At 73.6% G+C, this 18,153-nt stretch carries 9 protein-coding genes; 2 read left to right on the top strand and 7 right to left on the bottom strand.

The genetic code is table 11. The annotated features are described in order from the left end of the window. Positions 1 to 57: 57 nt before the first annotated feature. The 3 genes from IE287_RS11685 to IE287_RS11695 form a co-directional block, all read right to left on the bottom strand. Entirely contained in the window at positions 58 to 4,179 is a 4,122-nt protein-coding gene (locus tag IE287_RS11685) for a S8 family serine peptidase (protein ID WP_189848884.1), read from the bottom strand. Between the two features lie 232 nt (positions 4,180 to 4,411). After that, positions 4,412 to 7,708 (bottom strand): S8 family serine peptidase, encoded by a 3,297-nt coding sequence (locus IE287_RS11690; RefSeq protein WP_189848885.1) that lies wholly within the window; start codon positions 7,706 to 7,708, stop codon positions 4,412 to 4,414. Positions 7,709 to 7,874: 166 nt separating this feature from the next. After that, complete coding sequence (locus tag IE287_RS11695) at positions 7,875 to 8,486, bottom strand: AAA family ATPase (protein WP_268254976.1); 612 nt, start codon at positions 8,484 to 8,486, stop codon at positions 7,875 to 7,877. Positions 8,487 to 8,887: 401 nt separating this feature from the next. Here IE287_RS11695 and IE287_RS11700 point away from each other — a divergent pair, with 401 nt between their 5' ends. Beyond that, complete coding sequence (locus IE287_RS11700; protein WP_189848886.1) at positions 8,888 to 12,217, top strand: ATP-binding protein; 3,330 nt, start codon at positions 8,888 to 8,890, stop codon at positions 12,215 to 12,217. A 367-nt stretch (positions 12,218 to 12,584) separates the two neighbouring features. On the opposite strand, the gene IE287_RS11705 is transcribed toward IE287_RS11700, so the two are convergent. Next, positions 12,585 to 13,598, bottom strand: a complete 1,014-nt coding sequence (locus tag IE287_RS11705; RefSeq protein WP_189848887.1) for a TrmB family transcriptional regulator — start codon at positions 13,596 to 13,598, stop codon at positions 12,585 to 12,587. 150 nt (positions 13,599 to 13,748) lie between these two features. On the opposite strand from IE287_RS11705, the gene IE287_RS11710 reads away from it, so the two are divergent. After that, positions 13,749 to 16,568 (top strand): M4 family metallopeptidase, encoded by a 2,820-nt coding sequence (locus IE287_RS11710; protein ID WP_229883423.1) that lies wholly within the window; start codon positions 13,749 to 13,751, stop codon positions 16,566 to 16,568. A 104-nt stretch (positions 16,569 to 16,672) separates the two neighbouring features. On the opposite strand, the gene IE287_RS38460 is transcribed toward IE287_RS11710, so the two are convergent. From IE287_RS38460 to IE287_RS11720, 3 genes are all read right to left on the bottom strand, one after another. Next, positions 16,673 to 17,314, bottom strand: a complete 642-nt coding sequence (locus IE287_RS38460) for a tyrosine-type recombinase/integrase (RefSeq protein ID WP_229883416.1) — start codon at positions 17,312 to 17,314, stop codon at positions 16,673 to 16,675. A 130-nt stretch (positions 17,315 to 17,444) separates the two neighbouring features. Beyond that, positions 17,445 to 17,816 carry a hypothetical protein gene (locus IE287_RS38465; protein ID WP_229883417.1) on the bottom strand — a complete coding sequence of 124 codons (372 nt, stop codon included), beginning with the start codon at positions 17,814 to 17,816 and terminating at the stop codon, positions 17,445 to 17,447. Between the two features lie 19 nt (positions 17,817 to 17,835). Further along, on the bottom strand, positions 17,836 to 18,153 hold a 318-nt coding region (locus IE287_RS11720), incomplete at its 5' end, for an integrase core domain-containing protein (RefSeq protein WP_189847730.1).

An 18,153-nucleotide genomic window follows, 5' to 3' on the forward strand; every position in this document is an offset into this window, starting at 1 on the left:
CCGGCCCCGCGCGGACCGCTCGGGGTTCACCCCGTCGGGCCGCGCGTGGCCGACCGGTCACATGAGCGCCACGTAGTCCTCCAGGGTCCGGCCCCGCAGCCGCTTCACCGGGTCGGTGTACCGCTCGGACATGCTGTTCTGCCGCAGGTAGTTGGTGACCACCCAGGCCATGTCGGCGGCGTCGACGACGCCGTCGTGGTCGATGTCGGCGGCCCGCAGGCCGGTGCCGCGTGCCGCGTGGACGGCGGCGGCGTCGCGGACGTCGATGACGTCGTCGCCGTTGACGTCGCCGGCGAGGAGCGCCGCCCGGGAGGAGGCGCCGGTACCGGCCAGGCCCCAGGGTCCGCGCAGCGCGAGGTCGATCTCCTCCGACCATCCGAAGTGGCCGGGCACCCGCACGTCGAAGCGGTGGGTCCCGTCGGAGGGGGCGAGCCCCGAGACCGACATCCGGCCGGTGCGGTCCGCGGTCAGTGCCGTAACGGTGCCGTCGGGCGCGGTGAGGGCGGCTGCGATGTCGTCGGCGCTGTGGTCGCGGGCGGCGTCGTAGGCGCCGGCCTCGGTGAGCAGGCCCTGGACGGCGGGCCGGGCCCCGAAGGAAGAGGTCGGGGCGAGCATCCGGACCGCCCCGTAGAACTGGATGTTCAGCATGGTCCGGACGCCCTCCGTGTCGACGACCGTGGTGGTGCCCGTGGCGAGGCCCGCCGACGCCGTCTGCCAGCCGCCGGTCACCTCGTAGGTGACCTTCAGGAGCGGCATGGCGTCGTCCGTGATGCCCTCGGCATCACCGACGTCGACGGTGACGGTGCTGTACGAGGACGCGCCGGCGGACACGTCGGAACGACGGACGGCCGACGGCGCGTGGGCCGCCAGTTCCGGCGTCGGCTCGACGCCCACGAGCCGGATGTTGCGGTCGTCGTAGCGGATCTGGGAGGTGAAGGTCCGCAGTCTCCTCAGCTCGTGCGCGGTGAGGGTGTAGGTCACCCGGTCGCCCGCACGGGCGGTGGCGGCGCTCGCGTCACCGACGACGTACGGGGTGCCCTCCTTGACGACGTTGAGCACGCGGGTGGCGCCGATGTTGCCGGCCGCGTCGGCCGGCCACAGCTTGACGAGCGCGACGGGGACGACGGGCTGGATGGCCACCGAGCCGCGCACCGTGCCGTCTTCGGTCGCGGCGACGTGGCCGGTGGGGGCGTTGGGGCTGTAGAGGGAGTAGTAGAGGACGTTGTCGTCCTGGCCGATGTCGAGGCCCGACGACCGGATCGCGTCGGCCTCGCCGTCCCGCAGGGTGCCGTTCAGCTCGAACGACGATGCCGTCGGGGCGCGTTCGACGACCTGGGGGTGTGCCGGGTCCCAGGCTCCGTAGGAGTCCTCGTAGCGGGGAGCCGCGTTGTCGACGTAGACGCGGCGCAGTTCGCTGTCGGTGCCGCCGAAGGCATCGGTGCCGACGATGCGGAGCTGGTGGGCGCCGTCCTCCATCCACCGGCCGCGCGGGTCGACCGGGGTACCCTCGTCGCCGGTCAGCGGGTAGTACCAGGCGCCGACGGTGGCGGGGCCGTACAGGACTCCCTCGGTGAGGCCCGTGGTGTTGACGCCGCCGACGTAGCCGATGTCCACGCCACGCTCGTCGGTGAGGAACACGTCGATGCTGCGCAGCTCTCCGGCCATCCGCAGGTCGAAGGTGGCGGCGCCGCCGCCGACCGCGCCCTCCGCGGTGGCGCGTCCCGTGGACATCACCGGCTTGGTCATGACGACCTCCTCGAAGCCCGACGGCGCGACGCGCAGCCCGAAGGGGACGCGCAGTGTGCCCGAGGCGCCGGCGGTGAGCGGCGTGAGGACGAGGAAGCCCTCGTAATGGCCGACGGGAGCTCCGGCCGGGACGTGCAGGGTGGTGCGGACCGGTACCTTGCCGCGGGCTCCGACGGTCACGCGGTCGTCGGTGGTGAGGGTGACGCCGGCGGCCCGCGCGTCCTGGGAGGCGCCGGAGCCTCGGGTGAAGGCGGCGGACACGCGGTAGGTGCCGGGCGCCCCGGCGGTGTTGACGAGCTCCATGCGAGCGGCGCGGGTGGTGGCGCGGCCCGGCGGCAGCACGCCGAGGTCCAGGGCGCCGGTGCGGTGCTCGATCTCGGTCGGTGTGCCGTCGAGGCCGGTGGAGGCCGTGCGGGCCGGGACCTGAAGGGTGGTGCGTGCGTGGACAGCGGCGTACGGGTCGACGGCTCCGGCGCCCGCCTCGAAGACGCTCGGGTTCCCGGGGAGCGGCACGGCCGTGTTCATCAGGGCGGTCTTCACGTCGTCGGGGCCCATGCCGGGGTCGTGCTGGAGCAGCAGGGCCGCGGCGCCCGCGACGTACGGGGCGGCCATGGAGGTGCCGCTCATGCGGGCGTACGCGGTGGTGTGGTCGCCTCCGGCAGGGTCGACGGCGTCGGCCGGGACGGAGGACAGGACGCTGACGCCGGGCGCGGTGACCTCGGGCTTGATGGCCGAGGTGCCGTAGACCGGGCCGCGCGAGCTGAATTCGGCGAGGGAGCCGTCACCGAGCCGGAAGGTTCCCGCGGCGGTGAACGAGACCTCGCCCTGGACGGCGGCAGCGGCGAGGGCGGCTCCGTCGGCGGCGGTCAGGGAGAAGGCAGGGACGTAGGAGGGCTTCTCGCCGAGGTAGGCCGGGATGTGCCCCTCGTCCGCCTTGTCGTTGACGAGGAGGACGGCGGCGGCGCCCATGCTCCGCGCGCGGCGCACCTTGTCGTCGAGGCTGGTGCCGCCGCGCGTGACGAGGACGGCGCGGCCGGTGACGTCCTTGCCGGTGTAACCGGCGGCGGTGCCGGTGCCGACGTCGGTGACGCCGAGGCCGTCGCCCCGGGTGAGCGCGTCGAGGGCGTCTCCGAAGGACTGCGCGAGAAGACGGCCCCCGACCCGGACGGGACCGGCGGCGAGGGTGTACGCGGGCAGGGTGAGCGGCGCGGCGTGGGCGCCGACGGTGATCGGCAGGGCGGCGGCACCCGGGGTGCCCAGGGTGCCCTCGGACGGACCGCTGTTGCCGGCGGCGATCACGGTCGTGACACCGGCGAGGACGAGGTTGTCGGCCGCGACGGCCTGCGGGCTGAGGGGATCGTTGATCGCGGCGCCGAGCGACATGTTGACGACGTCCATGCCGTCCTCGGCCGCGCGGTCCATCGCGGCGATGATGTCGCTGGTGCGGCCCGTGCCGTACGGGCCGAGGACGCGGTAGGCGTGGACGGAGGCGCCGGGTGCGACGCCGTGCGCGGCGCGCTCGGTGGAGGTGTCGCCGCGGCCCGCGACGATGCCCGCGACGTGGGTTCCGTGCGCGGTGTAGTAGGTGGAGCCGCGGTCGGTCTCGGCCTGACCGGACGCCTTCCAGTCGGCGTACGTCGTCTCCATGGGGTCGGTGTCGTCGTCGACGAAGTCGTATCCGCCGGCGTAGGCGTCCTTCAGGTCGGGGTGACGGTGGTCGATGCCGGTGTCGATGACGCCGACCTTGACGCCCTTGCCGGTGACGCCCTCGGCGTGCAGGCGGGCCAGGCCGTCGTCGTGGTCCTGCCCGCCGATGTCGGCGGCTCCGGCCGGGCCGGTCTCGGGGTCGGACAGTGCCCGGACGGCGGTGTCCTGCCAGACGGCCGTCACGCCGTCCTGCTCCAGGAGGTCGGCTATCCGGTCGCCCGGCACGCTCAGGCTGACGCCGGTGAAGCTCCGGGTGTAGGTGCGGCGCACGCGGGCTTCGGTCCTGGCGCCGGCCTTGGCGCCGGTCGCCGGGAACAGCCTGTCGAGCGTGGTGCGGAAGTCGGCGTGCGCCTTCGTCACGGCCCCGTGGGCGTCGGCTTCGCTCAGTTCCCGGCCCTGGCCCGCGGCGAGCAGTCGCGCGGTACGGGCCGGGGGCGTGCTCAGCCGCACGATGACGTCGACGGGCTCGTCCGAGCGCAGCACGGCCTCGTCGGTGATGTGCGGGCCGTTCAGGTCCAGGGCGGCCATGCGGTGCAGCGCCTCGGTCTCCTGACGGCCGAGCGAGGCGAGGAGGGAGCGGGCGCTCGTCGCCGGGGCTGCCGCAGGAGGCTCGCCGCCGGAGTCGGCGGCATCAGCGGCCGTCGCGGGCCCGGTGGTTGCCAGGGAGGCGAGCAGGACGGCCGCGACCGCCGTGGCGAGGCGTCTGCGGCCGGGTGGGTTCGTCATGTTCCTGGCTCCGCTCTGGTCCGTGGGGCGGGGTCTCCGTCAGCACGGGGGTTGGACGGTCGGATGACGCACGATCATCGCCATTCGGAACGTCGGGCACCAGTTCGAGCGGTGGCGAATCTCCGCCATGTCGAGATGTCGTCAGCGTGAGGGCCGGATGCGGGGCCGACCCGCCCCCGGCACCTGCGGTTCAAGGTGCCGGGACCGGGTCGGCGACGGTGTCGCTTCACCCTCACTTCCCCGCGCGGACTCCGAAGGCGCGGATGACCGTCTGGGTCAGGGTGCTGCCGTCGCTCGCCTCGACCGTCACGCGGAGCGAAGCGGACGCGGCTCCGTCCGGGGCGGTGACGTCGGCGTGCTCGGGAGAGGCGCCCTGGGCGGGCCGGACGCCGACGGGGTGCCACGTGGCGCCGTCGTCCCAGCTGACGTCGAGGGTCGTACGCCGGACCGCGGCCCCGGTCGCGCCCGGCGCACGCTGGACGGCGAGGTCCACGCGGGTGGTGGCACCCGGGGCGACGCGGCCGTGGTCGTCCAGGCCGCGCGGGGCGAACCGGACGGCCATGAGCGGCAGTACGGTGCCGGTCCCGTCGTCGGTCGCCGAGTCGAAGCCCCACTCCGTCCGCACGCGGGTGGAGAGTTCCGCGTAGGACTGTGCTCGGGCGACGTCCGCGGTGAGCGTGTAGCGGCCCTCGGACGCCGGGACGCCCGTGCTCGTGCCGGCGCCCAGGGCGTTCCACGAGCCCACCCGCACTCCGTCCCGGGACAGGGTCATCGTGCCGGTGGAGCCCCAGTCGGTGCCGCCCCGGCTGCCATCGCCGTCGACGAACCACGGAGTGGGGCTCCACAGCATGGTGTCCCGGACCCGTCGGAGGGGTGCCGCGGGCAGCGCCGGGCCGACCACGGCGGTCCCGAAGCGCAGTTCGCGCCCTTCGCGCGGACCGAAGGCCGTCGACGGGGTGACGAAGGACTGACGGCCGGCGACCGTGGCGCGGTCGAGCCAGTCGCCCTCCGTGCGGTAGTCGTGCACCGTCGAGGGGAAGGCCACCGGCTGGTCGATGTGGACGGGGAGCATCGCGCCGTGGTCGGGCGCCGCCGCGGTCGTGCCTGCGGACGGCGCACCCTGGGCGTCGAACTCCATTCGTACGTCGGTCAGTTCGCTTCTTCGGGTGGAGAAGGACGGCGTGGCGGGCACGCCGCCGTCCCAGGTGCGCGTCACGTGGTAGAAGAACGGGCTCGGTGCCACCGACGAGGCGCCGTCGGCCGCGAGCACGGCGAACGTACGGTACGTGACGTCCGCGTGCGGGAACGCGGTCGCGTACAGGGACGAGCCGGCGGCCGCTCCCGTGGTCACCACGCTCATCGTGTACGTGCCGGTGCCGGCCGGCATCGCGAGGGCGGCCTGCGTGGCCGTGGCCCGCGCCCCGGCGTCGTTCACGTCGACGCGGACGGGGGCGGCGGTGCGCGCGTCGAGCTCCACCGCGGTGTCGGCCGCGGGCGTGACGGAGGTCGCGGCGAGCGTGGTGGTGCGCTCCGCGCCGGTGCCGCCGATGATCGTCATACCGACCCAGTACTCGGCCTCGGGCACGGTCACGGAGCCGGTGCCGCCGCTGAGCCGGACCGGGTAGCGGTCACCCGTCCAGCGGCTGACCAGCAGTGCGGTGCCGGTGGCGGGCGTGCCGTCGCGGTTCACGGCGCGCACGGTCACCGTGCGCGCGGGGACGGGGCTGTCGACGCCGAGGAGGGTGCGGGTCACGCTCCGGCCGTCGTGGGAGGCGGTGAGCACGGCGGACCACGGCCCGTGCGGCAGCAGCGAGGCGCGCGTGGTGACCGTGACGCCGGCCGTCCCGTGAGCGGGGACGGTGACGCGGTCGCGGTCCACCGAGAACTGAGCGGCGTTGCCCGGCTGGGCCGTCGGGGAGAGGGGCGACTCGACGGCGAGGTCGAGGGTCGTGTCGGTGTCGCCGGAGTTGGTGAACGTGACGGTGTGGCCGGTGTCCTTGCCCGAGCCCAGCGACCAGCCGGTGGTCGTCGTCAGATTCGCGGGCGTGGCGAGGATCGTCCCCTCGACGGCGCGGCCGACGTCGACGCGGCCGGCGCCCTGCTGGTAGGGAGACCGGCCCGGGGTGGGTACGGCGGTCCCCATCAGCGCGGCCTTGAGCCGTTCGCCCGTCCAGTCGGGGTGGGCCTGCGCGAGGAGCGCGGCGGCGCCGGTGACGTGCGGGGTCGCCATCGACGTACCGCTCTTCGCGGTGTGTCCGCCGCCGAGCTTCGCGGCGACGATGTTCACGCCGGGTGCGGTGACGTCGGGCTTCACGGCGTTGTCGTGGGGGCGCGGGCCTCGGCTGGAGAAGGGGGCGAGGCGGTCCTGCGCGTCGACGGCGCCGACGGCGAGGGCGGCGTCGGCGGTGGCCGGCGAGCCGACCGTGCCGGTGCCGTACTCGCCCTCGTTGCCGGCCGCGACGACGAAGAGCGTGCCGGTCCGCGCCGACAGGTCCTCGATCGCCAGGACCGCCGGGTCGTCCGCGTCGGCGGGGCCGCCGAGGCTCATGTTGACGACCTTGGCGTGGGCGGTGTTCACCGCCCAGTCGATGCCGGCGAGCACGGCGGACGTGGGGCAGGAGCCGGTGCGGTCGCAGACCTTGCCGACGGCGAGGCCGGCGTCGGGCGCGACACCGCGGTACGTGGCGTCGACGCCGGCGATCGTGGAGGCGACGTGGGTGCCGTGCCCGTTGTCGTCCTCCGCGCTTCCGGTGCCGGTGAAGTCGGCGGAGCTCGTCACGCGGCCGGCGAGGTCGGGGTGGTCGGAGTCCCAGCCGCTGTCGAGGACGGCGACGGTGACGCCCTCGCCGGTGTAGCCGTCCTGCCAGGCGCGGGGCGCGCCGATCTGCGGAACGCTGCGGTCCAGGGCGACGCGCATCCGCGCGTCGAGCCAGATCTTGCCGGCGCCGCCCGCGAGGGACCGGCCGGCTCCCCCGCCGGTCAGCCGCTTCCAGGTGGCCGCCGCGTCGGAGCGGTCGCGCGGCGCGAGGGGGGTCATGCCGAGGCGCGGCAGGGAGCGCCCGGGGCGCGCCGCGGTTCCCGCCGCGTCCCTGGCCTTCCGCGAGGCGGTGTCGCCCTTGGCGTGCTGGACGATCAGGCCGACGGCGTCGGTGGCAGGGGTGCCGCCCTGTGTCCCGTACCCGGCGTCGAGGAGGTCGCCGACGTCGAACAGGCGGGGGTCGAGCCGGCCGGTGGCGAGCAGGGGTTCGGCGTCGGAGGGCACGACGGTCACGTCGTCCTCCCCCACGCTGCTGGTGGTGAAGGTGATCCCCTCCCGGCCGGGTGCCGGGGAGACGGTGGCGGAGCGGATCGCCCCGTCGGAGCGCTCGACGGTCACGGTGTCGCCGGACGGCAGGGGGACGGTGACGGTGGTGAGGGGCGCCGCGGCCTCGGAGGGGCCGGGCTCCGGTGGCGGCGCGGACCGGGCGACGGTGGCGGGAATCAGGGCTGCTGCGGTGGCGACGACGGCCACGACGGATCTCAGGTGCACGGAGGGGACTCCAGGTGATCGCAGGGGAGGGACCCGCCGATGCTGGCAGCGCGGACGGGCTTCGACCGTGGCCGTGGGGTGGCGGGATGGCGACGCGACGCAGAGTCGCCACGGCTCCCGCCTACGCCTCCGCCCCGCCGTAGGGGACCGGCGGGGCGGAGGAACGTCAGTCGGTGTTCAGATCGTCCGGCGAGCCGGTGAAGTCGACCGCCGTGGTGGCGGAGCAGCGCTCCGTACCGGTGTCGTCCAGCCGGTACGGGTACACCGGTCGGCCTTCGATCCGGTCGCGGTCCGCGTGACGGCCGGTGTTCGGCACCGTCGCCACCACCCGGCCGTCGCGGACCACGTCGACCTCGGTGGGCCGGTACGTGACGACCAGGGACCGGTGGCCGAGACCGTCCGCCGTCAAGCCGAGGAGGAACTCCAGGGTGGCGGTGTCCGCCCAGTGGGCGTCCTCCAGGACCAGGACGTCCACGGCCATCCTGTCGAGGAGTTCGGCGAGGGCACGGAACAGCCGGTGCCGGGTCGCCCCTGCGGTCTCCAGCGGTTCGAGAGGGGGCGGCAGCAGCCGGGCCCACTCGGGAAACAGGGGCCGCAGGGCACCGGCCAGGGGACTGAGGCCGACCGGCGCCCGGTCGACGCGGCACCGTACGCCGTCGACGATCGGCCCGAGCGGGAACGGCTCCGCCAGGGGCGGGGCGGTCGCCCACAGCACCGTCCGCCCGTCGAGGGCGTCAAGGGCGCCGAGGCTGTGCCGCACCAGGCGTGTCTTGCCGATCTCCGGCTCCCCTGCACGACGACGAGCGCGGCGCCCTCACGTACCGCGCCGATCAGAGCGGCCGTCTCGGCGTCCCGCCCGACGAACGCCGGCGCGCCGCCGGTAGGCCCGCTCAATGGCTCCACCCGCCTGCCCGCCTCGGCCTCGTCCTCGGACCTGCCGGGCCGCGTTCAGCGGTGATCATGGCAGAGCCCGGGAGACCGGCAAAGGCCTCGGACCGGTGAACCATCGCCGAAGGACGCCGGCCTCGCCCGTGCCCCGCTACGCACACGGTCTTCCAGCCGGGTGCGATCCCACCCGGCGCAGCCGTCTGGACGGCGTGCCCGGTACGTCGGTCCGCCGGCGGCCGGCCAGGCCCGCGTACGCACGCGCAGGAGTCGGGGTTTAGTCTGTTTCGCCTCATGCACACGGCACACTCCCCCAGCACGGCCACCGCGCCCCCTCTGCTCCGCCTGCACCTCCTCGGCGGCTTCCGGGTGACACGTGATGGCGGCCCGCCCCTCGCCGACCGCTGGCCCCGTCCCAGCGCACAGGCCCTGGTCAAACTGCTCGCCGTCACACCCGACCACCAGCTCCACCGCGATCAGGCCATGGAGGCGTGCTGGCCCGGAGCGGACCGGAAGGCGGCGGTCAGCAGCCTGCGCGTGGCCCTGCACACCGCCCGCCGCGCGCTGGAACCGGAGCTGGCTCCGCGCGCCGCCTCCTCGTACCTCACCAGCGACGGCGTCATGCTCAGGCTGGATCCGCACACCGTCTGGGTCGACGCCGACCACGCCGAGCGGCTCGCCGCCGAAGCCCTGGAGCAGGGGCGTGGCCCCGCACTCGCCGAGGCTCTCACCGCGTTCACCGGCGAGCTGCTGCCCGAGGACCGGTACGCCGACTGGGCCGAGGAGCCCCGGAAACGGATCGGAGAACTCCGTGACCGGCTGCGGCTGGCGCACGGGACCGCGCTGCTGGAACAGGGTGCCGCCGAGGAAGCGGCCGACGCGGCCCGGAAGGTCCTCGACACCAGTCCCTCCGAGGAGCGCGCCCATCAGCTGCTGATCAGCGCCTACCTGAGGCAAGGGCTGCGGCGCCAGGCCATATCCCAGTTCCACGCGTGTCGCCAGGCCCTGGACGTCGAGCTGGGCATCCGTCCAGGTCCGGAGACCGAGCGACTCCACCTCCTCGCTCTCGACGGTCCGGGAGGCGGGGCGCTGTCCACCCGGCCGTCCGGCGTCACCCTGCCCCCCGCTCTCCGCACGCCTCCGCCCGGTCCGCTGCACGGCCGCGGCCGCGCGCTCGCGGAACTCCTCTCTCCCGACGCCTGCCCCGTGCAGCTCCTCGGCGGGGAGGCGGGTCTCGGCAAGACCCGCCTGGTCACGGAAGCCGCGCGGTGCGCCGCCGAAGACGGCGCCGTGGTGCTGTGGGGCGCCGGTCACGACGCCGAGGGGCACACCCCGTACGGGGCGTTCGTGGAGGCGCTCGACGGCTGGCTCGCCGAGCGACCGGCCACCGAACGCGCCCGTGTCGGTGCCGACTACCCGGAACTCGCCGTACTCCTGCCGTCCCTCGGCCGCACCGGTTCGGACACCGCCCGCAGCCCCGAGGATGAGCGCGACCGGCTCTTCACCGCCACCGCCGCCCTGCTGGGTGACCTCGCCGCCTCGGCGCCGGTACTCGTCGTCCTCGACGACCTGCACGCCGCCGACACGGGCTCCTTCCACCTGCTCGGCCATCTGGCCCGCCGCTCGGCCGGCGCCTGGCGCTTCGCCGTGACCTACCGCCCGGAGGAGCTTCCCGACGACGATCCACGCCGGACCGTGCTCGATGGCCTGCGCCGGTCGGGACTGGCACGGCACGTCGGTCTTGAGCGGCTCGGGCGGGACGACTGCCTGGCCCTCGCGGCCGGCGTGCTCGGTCTGCCGCCGGGGTCGCCCGTGCCGGAACGGGTGTGGGACCTGTCGCTGGGCAACCCGCTCTTCACACTGGAGCTGGCTCGCGAACTGATGGAGGGCGGCGGGAGCACAGCACCCGAAGGCGTACGGGAGCTCGTCGCGGCACGACTGTCCCGGCTCGCGCCCGTCGCGCGAGGCGTCGTCGAGGTCGTCGCCGTCGCCGGGGGGCACGCGGCGCTGTCCGAGGTCCTGGACGTCACTTCCTCCCTCGCCGTCCCCCCCGGGGACGGGCCCGTCGCCGCCGAGGCCGCCGCCGGAGCGGAGGCCGCCGTGTCCGCGGCGATACTCACCGAGCGTGACATCGTTGTCGACGGACGCACGGTCGACGGTCTCGCCTTCCGCCACCCCCTCATCCGGCTGACCTGCTACGAGCGGCTCTCCGCCGCCCGCCGCCGCGTACTGCACGCCTCCTACGCGGACGCCGTGCGCAGCCGCCGTCCCGACGCCGTCGACACCCTCGCAGCACACCTCACCCGGGCCGACGACCCGCGTGCCACCGCGTACCTGCGGCAGGCCGCAGAACGCGCCGCGGCCCTCTGCGCCAACGACACCGCGGACCGCTACTACACGGAACTGACCGAGCGCCTCGACTCCCTGGCCGCCGAGGCCGCCTGGGCGCGCATCGACCGGGGTGCCGTGCTGCGGCGAATGGGCCGCTACGAGGACGCGGCGACCGTACTGCGCGAGGCCGTGGAGGAACTGCGGCGCCGTGGCGACGAGGACGGTCTGGTCCTCGCCACCGGTCGCCTCGCGGAAGTGCTCGTCGGCATGCGGAACGCCCGGGAGGGCCTGGCCCTGCTCGACGCGCGGACGCCCACCGCCGACGTCAGGCCCCAGTCCGCCGCCGCCCACCACGGGAGCCGGGCCCTGGCCTGTATGGTCCTCGGCCGCTACGAGGAGGCGATCGACGCGGCCGGCGATGCGATCGAGCGCGCAGAGGAGGTAGTGGGCGCCGAACGACGCGCCCTGCTGGCCCGCGGCCTGTCCCTGCGGGCGACCTCGCTCGCGCTGGCCGGACGGTTCGCCGAGACGGGCCCGGTCGCCGAGGAGGCGCTCCCGCACGCCGAGGCGTTCGGCGAACCCTGGCTGCTGGGTTCGGTGCTGTCCGTGCTGCGCGAGCAGGCCCGCCGGTCCGGCCGGCTGCGCGAGGCCATCGCCACCGGCCGGCGCGCGCTGGCCCTCTCCGAGCGGACCGGCGACCGGTCGGGCGTCGCCTTCGAGCAGGCCAACCTCGCCGAACTGCACCTCATGCTGGAGGAGACGTCCGAGGCCGCCGAGCTGGCCCGGGCGGCCGAGCGAGCTCCGTTCGGCTGGTCGACCCCGTACGCCCGGCTCGCCCTGGCCCGGGTCCTCATGCGCAGCGGGGAGGACGACCCCGGGGAGCTGTTCCGGTCCGCCGTCTCCGCCGCACGGGACAGCGCCGACCGGCAGGCACAGAACGAGGCCCGCACCGCGCAGGCCGAATGGTTCATCCACTCGGGCCGGGCCGACGAGGCGCTGGTGCTGCTCGGCCAGGTGACGGGCCACACCCACGTCACCGCGTGGGCGCATCTGGCGGCCGGGCGGCCGGACCGGGCGGTTGCGCTCGCCCGGTCCGAGGCCGAGCGTGCGGCCCGGACGGGCGAGCGGATCGCGGAGACCGCGGCTCGCGCCGTCCACGCCGCGGCGCTCGCCGCACGGGGCAGCGCCGAGGAGGCCGCCGAAGCTTTCGCGAAGGCGTCGCGATTGGCCGAGCTGCTCCCGTATCCGGCGGCCCTGCGCAGGATCAAGGAGATCCGTGCGTCGAGCAGCTGACCTGGGCAGCGGGAGGGCCGTCCCTGCCGCGCCGCACCGACCGTCTCCTCCGCTCAAGGGTCGGTCAGCGTGGGATGCGCCGCCGACCACGACATCGCAGGTGCCGACGCGGCGAACGAACTCGCGTCCGCGGCCGCCCTTCTCACCACAACGTCGCCCCGACTGGAGGTACATGGGCCTGCTCCTACGGAAGGGGAAGGTGCCGGGGAGACCGCCGTCGCTCCGCACCGACGGCCCCCGGATCCTACGACCGCGGCGTTACGCGGCCGTTACTGGTTCCGCCGAGCCGGTACGGGATGTCCGCGACCTCCCGCGACCGTTGCATACGGCCCCGCCCACCGCGTCGGCGCCAGGCGGACCGAGGCGATCAGAGCGTCAACCAGCCCTTGCGCAGCGCCTGTACACCGGCCTGGAATCGGGTCTCCGCGCCCAGGAGCAGCAGAAGGCGCTTGATGCGCCGCCGGACCGTGTGCACGTGCACCTGCAGCCGGCGTGCCATCGCCTCGTCCTTCATGCCCGAGGCGAGCAGGGTCAGGAGTTCACGATCCTCGGCCGTCACGTCGTCCTGCGCGCCGGGACCGATGGGCACCGCCCGCTCCCACACGGACTCGAACAACGGCACGAGCACATGGTGGAGCACGGAGTCCTTGACGACGAGCGCGGCGGCCGTGGGGTCGGCCGCGTCAGTGGGCGGCAGCAGGCTGACACGCCCGTCGATCAGGATCAACTTGGTCGGAAGGGCCGGTGCCACCCGGATCTCGACGCCCTCCTGGGTGAGCAGGTTGAGCCCGCGTGCCCTCCCCGGGAGATCGAGACCCTCGCGGTCCACCACCACCCGGACCCGGACGCCCCGTCCCACCAGATCGGTGACCGCGAGCGGAACGGGCATACCGCCGTCGGGGCTTGAGGCATAGGGCGGCCGGTCGAGGAGGGCCAGCTCCCCTCCCGCCGAGGCGAGAAGCGCCTCGGTGCGGGCGACGATCGCCTCGCGGCCGCTCAACACCTCGATGCCGGTGCGTGCTTCGTCGGGCGCTCCGCCCGGGAACCGCGCGGCCAGCCTGTCCACGGAAGCGCTGAGCAGCTCCAGCCGGGAGGACCTGTCGAGGAGCTCCGACCGGCGGACGTGGACAAGCCGGCGCAGCGCGGTGCCCGGCGGGACCGCCTCCGGCAGCGGGCGCCCCGCCGCCGGAGGCAGGACGAGTCCGTGCCGCGCGAGGACGTCGAGAGCGGCCGGAAGCCGGTCGGCCGGCACTCCGGCGGCTCGGGCGAGGGCGGCGGGTGAGGAGGGCCGAGGCGCGGCGAGAAGGGCTTCGTAGAGCTTCAGTTCGTCGGGCCCCAGACCCAGTTCCGCCCAGTCGGGGCTCCTGTCAGGCCAGTTCATGGGGATGGATCATGGACCCGGACGCCGTGGACACACAAGTGAGCATGTCCACTATTCGGCATGCCCGCTCCGTTGTCCGGGCGCCGTCGGCGTACTTCCATGTGGCCACCCCCATCGGACTCCGCCCATTGGAAGAGGGACGTCTTGCCCATTTCACGCACCCGGCCTGGGTACGGCCGCCGCCGCGCGGGCACCGCCGCCGGCTCCGGCATCACCGCCGTGCTCGCTGCGGCCGCCCTGCTGCTGCCCGGCGCCCCGGCCCACGCCGACACGGCTCCGGCGCCCACGAACGAGATACCCGCCACCGCCACCCCGGCGCTCGTCACCGGGCTCGACGAACCCGTGGCCGCCGACGGCAGCGCGGCCGACGCCGCCCGCGGCCACCTCGCCGCCAAGCGGGACCGCTACCACATTCCCGATCCCGGGAAGGACTTGACGGCCGGCAGGACCGACAGCGAGGGTGGACGCGAGACGGTACGGCTCCGTCAGAACTACCGGGGCGTTCCCGTGCTCGGCGGCGAATACGTCGTCCGCATGGAGAGGAAGGCCGGCAAGCGCACCGTGACCGGCACCTCCGGCCGGTACTTCACACGACTCGACCTGGACACCGTGCAGCCCGAGGTGTCCGAGGCGGTGGCGATCGACCGCGCCGTGGGCGCCGTCGTCTCCCAGCTCGGCGCGGGGCCGCTGACCCGCCCGGCCCAGGACGCCCCGAAGGGCTCCGCCACGCTCACCGGCGAGGCACAGGGGCTCGTCGTTCTGCCTCAGGGGAAGGGCGTGCTCACCCGGCACATCACCGTGACCGGGGTCGGCCCGGCCGACGGGCGGCCGGTGAAGCAGGAGGTCTACGTCGACGCGCGCTCCGGCTTCCCCGTCCTCCAGTACAGCGGGATCAAGAGCTTCGGCGCGACGGGCACGGCGGCCGGCGCCACGACGGACGCGGCCGACGCCTCCGGTACGACCGCCCAGCAGCTCGTCGTCAAGGGGGCCGGCACCCGCTACAACGGCGAGAAGACGGAGGTGAACCTGTACCAGGGGACCGACGGCGCCTACCAGATGATCGACTACAGCAAGCGGCCCGCCACCTCCCCGTTCAGCGGCACCCTGCTGGCCACCTACGACGCCCGTGGCCGCGAGGCGTCCTCAGCGTCCGGCACGTGGCCCAGCGGCATCAAGACCTTCCGCTCCACCACCACGGACCTCGGCGCCGAGTTCACCGACTCCGGTGCGATCGACGCCCATTGGGCGGCCGGGAAGGTATACGACTACTACTTCTCGAAGTTCGGCCGGGACAGCCTGGACGGCAAGGGCGGCTTCGTCAACTCCCTGGTCGGCGTGGTCAACAACGGCCGGCCGTTCAACAACGCCTTCTGGGACGGCCAGAAGATGGTGTACGGCCAGGGCGGCGACGGCTACCACACCTTCTCCGCCGACACCGACGTCGTCGGCCACGAGATGACGCACGGTGTCGTCGAGCACAGCGCGAACCTCGTGTACGTCGGCCAGTCCGGGGCGATCAACGAAGCGGTGGCCGACTACTTCGGCAACGCCATCGACCTGGAGGCCAACGGCGTCTCCATGGACGACCCCGACGCCGCCCTGCTCGGCGAGGACCTGTGCACCGCGATGGCCCCGCGCGAGTGCGCCCTGCGCGACCTCGACGACGGCGCGACCACCCAGGACGACTTCGTCGGCGTCACGCTGCGCGGCGACAACGGCGGCGTCCACCTCAACTCCACGATCTTCTCCGGGGCGTTGTGGGACATCCGGCAGAACCTGGGGGCGGACCTCGCCGACCGGATCGTCTACCGGGCCCTGACCGCCTACATGACCCCGCTCGACGGCTTCACCGACGGACGCGCCGCCGTCACGGCCGCCGCCCGCGAGCTGGGCGCCACCAAAGCCCAAATGGCCGTCGTCGAGGACGCTTTCACGGAGCACGGCATCATCGACGGTTGGGAGAAGGGACTCGGCATCGACGCCGACACCCTGATCCCGGACGTCAACATCACCGGCACCGGGGTCGGCGCGGGCAAGGGCTGGTACGCCGTCTCCCGCTCCGGCGCGGACGGCAGCGAGCCCTACTCGGTGTGGGCCGGCCGCACCGACGGCAAGGGGGCGCCGCAGCTCGTCAGCGGCAACACGGGCAACTACGCCGTGTACGCGGACACCGACGGCACCACCGTCGCCTGGGCGGAGTACGGCCCCCAGTCGATCGCCATCAAGGTCCGCCCCCTCGCCGGCGGTCTGGAGCGGACCGTAGGGGCCTCCGGCACGGCCCTCACCTCGCTGGCCGTCGACGGCGACCACGTCGTCTACTCCCTGATCGACCCGTACACCGGCGGTGAGCACGTGGCCTATATCGACCTGCGGTCGGGCTCCACCGGCTTCGTCGACAACGCCGACCACGCCCTGTCCACCGCCCTGCCCTCCGTCCGGAACGGAAAGATCGCGTACGCCAAGATGTGGCCGGAGCGCGACGGCTACCGCCTGGGCGCGGAGGTCTTCGACACGGCGACCGGTACCAAGACCCTGCTTCCGGGCGACCCCGCCGAGACGATGGGTGTGGGTCAGACCGCCGTCACGGACGACGGCGTCCTCTGGCTGCGGGACGTCGACATCCAGGACGGCGGAAAGGCCTCCCTGGAGCGTGTGAACACCGACGGCTCGAACCCCGTCACCGTCCTGCCCGAGGCGGGCGAAGGCTCCCTCTACGGCTACTCCCTCACGGCCTCGGACGACGCGGTCACCGTCGTGTCGATGCCACCGGCCACCTCCTGGAGCAACGCCACGCTCCCGAAGCTCTTCCAGGTGGCCCCCGACGGCAAGGGCGGCCCGAAGCGGGTCTCCTGCGGCCGCGGCGACCAGATCTTCCCGGCCGCCGACACCGGCAAGCGAGTGCTCTGGCTCGACGGCACGACCGGCGCGACGCACCTCGTCACCCGCGCACGCCCGGCCGGCACGTGCTGAACCGATACGCCGCGCCATAGCCACCGACGGGCGGGCGGGACGGGGCGATCTCCCGGCCCTGCCCGCCCTGCGGCGATACCTACTGTTCCCTCTGGGGGCAGACATCAGGCTGCTTCCCAGAGGCCGGCGTCGAGGATCCGGGCGGCCTTGGTGATGCTGCCCGGCATCAGGTGCCGGTAGGTCCGGTACGTCTCCTCGATGGACTTGTGGCCCATCCACTCCGCCACGTCGGTGATGGGGATGCCGTTGCCGAGGGCGTTGGAGGCGAAGTAGTGGCGGAAGCCATACATCCCCACACCGGCCTCCGGCGGAAGGTCCGCGAAGAGCTTCCTCACGCGGCGTCGCTCCATGCCCTCGGTGTAGTAGCCGCCCGGTCCGCGCAGCAGGTAGCCGCCCTTCGTGGTGCCGTGCCTGGCCTCGTACCGCTCGATCGCCTCCCGCACCGACCGCGGAAGCGGCACCTCACGGAACTCCCCCGTCTTGCGGTGCTTCAGCTTCGCCGGCTTCAGCGTGTTGGAGTGGATCTGCTCGCGCACCCGGTAGACGTCCTGGGCCACGACGTTGTTGACGTTCACCGCCCGCGCCTCACCGTTGCGCAGACCACATCCCGCCATCATGACGATCTCCAGCGCCAGGTCCTCGTCGGCGACCGTCAGCGCCTTCTTCACGTAGGCGAGCGACGGGATGACCACCTGCTCACGCACGTACTCCGGCTCCTGCACCCCCTTCACCGGATCGTCGACCATGGCTCCCTTGGCGTACGCGTCCGAAGGATCGTCTTCAGAACCCGGAATATGTTCACCTGGTTCCCCCGGCCCACCCCGTCGCTCTCCATCTTGTCCAGGAAGCGCTCGACCACCATCGGCGTGACCGAGTTCAGCTTCCGCTCCCCCAGACGGGGGACGATATGCACGTTGATCGAGCTGTCGACGTGCTCCCCGTGGAGTAGTCCGTCATCCGGCACTGCCGGGGCCGCCACTGCTTCGCGCACTCCTCGACCGTCAGCTGACCCAGCTCACGCCGGGCCGCCGCCACCGACGGCGCCGTGGTCTTCTTCTCCGCATACAGCTGCGTGAGGCGCTCGATCGCGTCGTCCTGCGTGCCGTAACCGGACTCCTCACGCTGCTTGCCCAGCGCGTCCCGGAAACGGATCGAGTACGGATGAAGGCATCGGGTCGGCTTCGCGCAGCCGCAGTCCTTGAAGAAGGACCCCATGCCGCGGGCGAGCTGTCGGGGGGTCTGCTGCAAAGTTGGGTGACAGGTTCGGTCACGCGGCCAGGGTGGCCGGTGTGGTCATGACGGTTTCGTATTCGACGGGGGTCAGTCGGCCGAGTGCGGTCTGTCTGCGGCGCCGGTGATAGGTCCGTTCGATCCAGGTCACGATCGCGATCCGCAGTTCCTCACGGGTGGCCCAGGTGCGACGGTTGAGAACGTTCTTCTGCAGCAGGCTGAAGAACGACTCCATGGCGGCGTTGTCGCCAGCCGCTCCGACTCTCCCTATCGAGCCGGACATCTGATGCCGTCCGAGCGTCCGGACGAACTTTCGGGACCGGAATTGCGACCCGCGATCGCTGTGCAGAACGCA

It is taken from the genome of Streptomyces omiyaensis, from assembly GCF_014650895.1.
Lineage (GTDB): Bacteria > Actinomycetota > Actinomycetes > Streptomycetales > Streptomycetaceae > Streptomyces > Streptomyces omiyaensis.

Bases quoted from the DNA above. Each gene is read 5' to 3' on its own strand.
- IE287_RS11685 (WP_189848884.1), bottom strand. From the start codon at position 4,179: ATGACGAACCCACCCGGCCGCAGACGCCTCGCCACGGCGGTCGCGGCC.
- IE287_RS11700 (WP_189848886.1), top strand. From the start codon at position 8,888: ATGCACACGGCACACTCCCCCAGCACGGCCACCGCGCCCCCTCTGCTC.
- IE287_RS11705 (WP_189848887.1), bottom strand. From the start codon at position 13,598: ATGAACTGGCCTGACAGGAGCCCCGACTGGGCGGAACTGGGTCTGGGG.
- IE287_RS38460 (WP_229883416.1), bottom strand. From the start codon at position 17,314: ATGGTCGACGATCCGGTGAAGGGGGTGCAGGAGCCGGAGTACGTGCGT.